3 protein-coding genes are annotated in these 3590 nt (G+C 37.6%); 1 reads left to right on the top strand and 2 read right to left on the bottom strand.

Annotation, left to right across the window (positions count from 1 at the left end; genetic code table 11):
• Window positions 1-53: 53 nt before the first annotated feature.
• Window positions 54-2207 carry a pilus assembly protein PilM gene (gene pilM, locus RT445_RS21435; RefSeq protein WP_312506616.1) on the top strand — a complete coding sequence of 718 codons (2154 nt, stop codon included), beginning with the start codon at window positions 54-56 and terminating at the stop codon, window positions 2205-2207.
• A gap of 51 nt (window positions 2208-2258) precedes the next feature.
• Here pilM and RT445_RS21430 read toward each other — a convergent pair whose 3' ends face one another.
• Window positions 2259-2750: a YtxH domain-containing protein gene (locus RT445_RS21430; RefSeq protein WP_274794114.1), complete on the bottom strand. Its 492-nt coding sequence runs from the start codon at window positions 2748-2750 to the stop codon at window positions 2259-2261.
• 132 nt (window positions 2751-2882) lie between these two features.
• Window positions 2883-3386: a DUF948 domain-containing protein gene (locus tag RT445_RS21425; RefSeq protein ID WP_274794115.1), complete on the bottom strand. Its 504-nt coding sequence runs from the start codon at window positions 3384-3386 to the stop codon at window positions 2883-2885.
• Window positions 3387-3590: the final 204 nt, after the last annotated feature.

Raw genomic sequence — 3590 nt, 5'->3', positions numbered from 1 at the left:
GCTTCAACTCGCTAAATTATTTTTCAAGTATGACGCGAAAGGAAGCGATTACATTGAGTTCTAAATTATTTGCACTTGATATTGGTACACGCTCAGTGGTCGGGATCATCCTACAAGAAGAAAATGACCATTTTCATGTGGAAGATATTTTAGTGAAAGAGCATAAAGAACGTGCCATGGTAGATGGTCAAATACATAATGTCATGTATGTGGCAGATTTAATTAATGAAATAAAAAGCGAACTTCAAGAGAAACACGGTCCACTCACAAAGGTAAGTGTTGCTGCAGCAGGTCGATCTTTAAAAACTGAGCAAGCTAGCGTGACCATCAATATACGTAATCGGCCTATTTTTACTGAAGAAGATATTAGTCGCCTAGAACTTCAGGCTGTCCAACAAGCGCAGCAACAACTTTTGCAACAGAAAGAGGATGCAAAAATTAGCCACTATTATTGTGTAGGCTATTCTGTTCTTTATTATCGTTTGGATGGTGAGGAAATAGGAAGCCTACTTGATCAACAAGGTGATGAGGCGCAAATTGAAGTGATTGCCACTTTCTTACCTCGGGTTGTAGTGGAGTCACTTATTGCAGCTCTTAAACGGGCTAATTTAGAGATGGAAGCATTAACACTAGAACCTATTGCTGCCATTAATGTGCTCATACCGCCAACGATGAGACGCTTAAACGTAGCACTTGTTGATATAGGGGCTGGAACATCTGATATAGCAATTACAGATAAAAGTACAGTTGTCGCCTATGGTATGGTCCCAACAGCTGGCGATGAAATAACAGAAGCTTTAAGCGACCATTACTTACTAGACTTTCCTATTGCCGAACAGGCTAAACGCCAGCTCCAAACAGCGGACGAGATATTGATTCAAGATATTCTAGGATTTGATCAATCTTATCCAAAGGAAGAGGTATTATTAGCTATTGAACCAGCAGTGAAGCAGCTAGCTAAGTCCATCGGCGAAGAAATTTTACGCCTTAATAACCGTGTTGCTCCAAAAGCTGTAATGTTAGTTGGTGGTGGTAGCTTAACACCGAACCTAACAACTGAACTTGGCCATGTACTTGACCTACCAGCAAATCGAATAGCTGTTCGAGGTATTGATGCCATCCAAAACCTAACTAAGGAAGAACATATTAAAGCCTCACCAGAGTTAGTTACACCAATAGGGATTGCAATTGCTGCTAAAAAAATGCCTATTCAATACATGAGCCTAACCGTCAATAATCAAGTAGTTCGTCTTTTTGAATTAAAGGAAATGACTGTGGCAGATGCTTTTTTAGCAGCGAATATTCGTGCAAAACAATTGTACGGAAAGCCAGGTCATGGGTTATCTGTTAGCGTCAATGGACAGGACATTTTCATTCCAGGTGGTCATGGTCAACCAGCAGAAATACTTGTGAACGGACAACAGGCATCTACAAAAACATTGATTAAAACAGGCGATGCCATTCAACTAATCGAAGGGAAAGATGGGCTTCCAGCTACTGCAACAGTGAGGGAGCTTATTGATGATGCAGCGATAAAGACAATTACTATCCAAAATACTAAGTATATGATTGAGCCCAAAATGACCCTCAATAATTCACCTGCATCACTTGATACTCAATTAAACGATCGTGATATAGTGTCTTTTGACATAGCTGAGACTATTGAAGATGTATTTAAAATCACAAATAATCAAGACTTTTTAAAGCAATTTGAATCCTACACAATTCAAGTTAACGGTCAGCCTTTATATTTACCGGAATTCTCCTCACAGCTTATGATTAATGGCATATTAGCTAAATTGAGCTATGCTGTTCAAGATGGTGATATAATAAGCTTTCAACAACCAGCTTTACCAACTGTTCAACGTATAGCAGACCAAATGAATCTTTTGCTAGAGGATAAAATTATTATTCATTTCCAACAGGAAGTGTTAGAGCTTACTAAAACAGTACATGAAGCACTAGTCAATCAAAATGTCGTATCGCCACTGTCTACCGTGCCGAATGGAGCTACTATTGTTTTTAAAGAAAAGGATCGTAGTCATTGGATTTATCAAGATGTCTTCCGCTTCTCCAATTGGCAGCTACCAAATACCTTTAAGGGAAATTTCACGATTTTACGAAATGGTCAACCAGCGAGCTTTGATACAGAAATATTCGGTGGCGATCAATTAGAAATTTTATTAGAAGCCTCACCCATCACATAAAAAAGGGATACGTTACACTATTATATGTAACGTATCCCTTTTAACTATGCATTATGCACGTACTTCTTCATTTTTATCTTCATTTTGTTCGTTTGTTTCTTTCGCTTGTGTTTCCTGACCAGGAATAAAATCCTCTAATGGTTCTTCACCTTCAAAGGAAACCGTACCATCATCAAACACAGTAGGTGCTTTTGCCGTTTTTAGTGTTTTTACTTTCTCCACTAATTGTGTAGATTGTTCTTGAAGTTGTTTAGAAAGTTGAACCGTTTTATCTTTTGCAGTTGTCGAGAAGTCTGCACTCTTATCTTTTAACTGAACAGCTTGTACAGCAACATCACTACGTAAATCTTTTCCTGATTTTGGAGCTAACAGTAGACCTGCTGCTGCCCCTACAATACCTCCAACTAATGCGCCAATCACAAAATCTTTCATGTTTACACGCTCCTCTTCATAAATCGAGTCTTGTGGATGATAAAGCTGTGGCAATGAACTTTCAAGCTGTTGTTCCTTTACTTCGTTAAAATTTGGCTTTTGAGTTGTCATGCACAATTCCTCCCCATCATATTGTCAAATTTGTCTAGACTGGTTGTCCATCTACTTTCACAGATGCATCTACAACTTATGTCTAAGACTTTATTTTTATTCAGTCAGAATGGAATACTCACTGAATAATTATCATTTTTTACGACCCCATTTTCTTTTTGGCTTTTCTTCTATTTGAACCGTTTCAAATGCATAGGCATCTTCAGAAACCGTTTCTTGCTCAATGATTTTGCGTTTTTTCCATTTATCTGCAATTCCCATCGCAACATTACTCCATTGAACAACTTGTGCAATTTTTTCTTCATTTTGTTCTACACTTTTAGAAACAGAAGAAGTGATTTGCTGTACAGAATTATTTAAACCATTAACGGAATCACCAATACCTTTAACAGCTTGTACAACAGAATTTAATTGTTCCGATTTATGTTGAATATCCTCTGCTAAGCTATTTGTTTTCGTTAATAAGGACGTTGTTTCACGTGTGATACCTTCCATTTGTCCTTCAATTCCTGATAGTGTTCCTGCTAAGCTGTTTAAAATAGCCTTAAGCGAAAATAATGTCATGCCCACGCTTATACATAAAATTAAAAATCCGATTGCTGCAATAATAGCTGCAATATACAAAATCACTTCCATAAGTTAACCTCCTGCTAGTAAATTGTCTTTACTATTACTTTCCCTATCTTCGACAAAAAAAACGGAATTCCTGCTCAAATTTGAGAAAAAACAGCTTAACCCCTACGGACTAAGCTGTTTCATTGTTTTTAAGCACGTTTTCAAAAGCATCTTGGAACTTGTGAACATCACCAGCGCCCATAAATAAAAATACTGCGCCTTTAT

The sequence above is a fragment of the Lysinibacillus sp. genome (assembly GCF_032093475.1).
Taxonomy (GTDB): domain Bacteria; phylum Bacillota; class Bacilli; order Bacillales_A; family Planococcaceae; genus Lysinibacillus; species Lysinibacillus irui.
The sequence above is the reverse complement of the archived record's forward strand: the minus strand, read 5'-3'. Positions and strand labels throughout refer to the sequence as shown.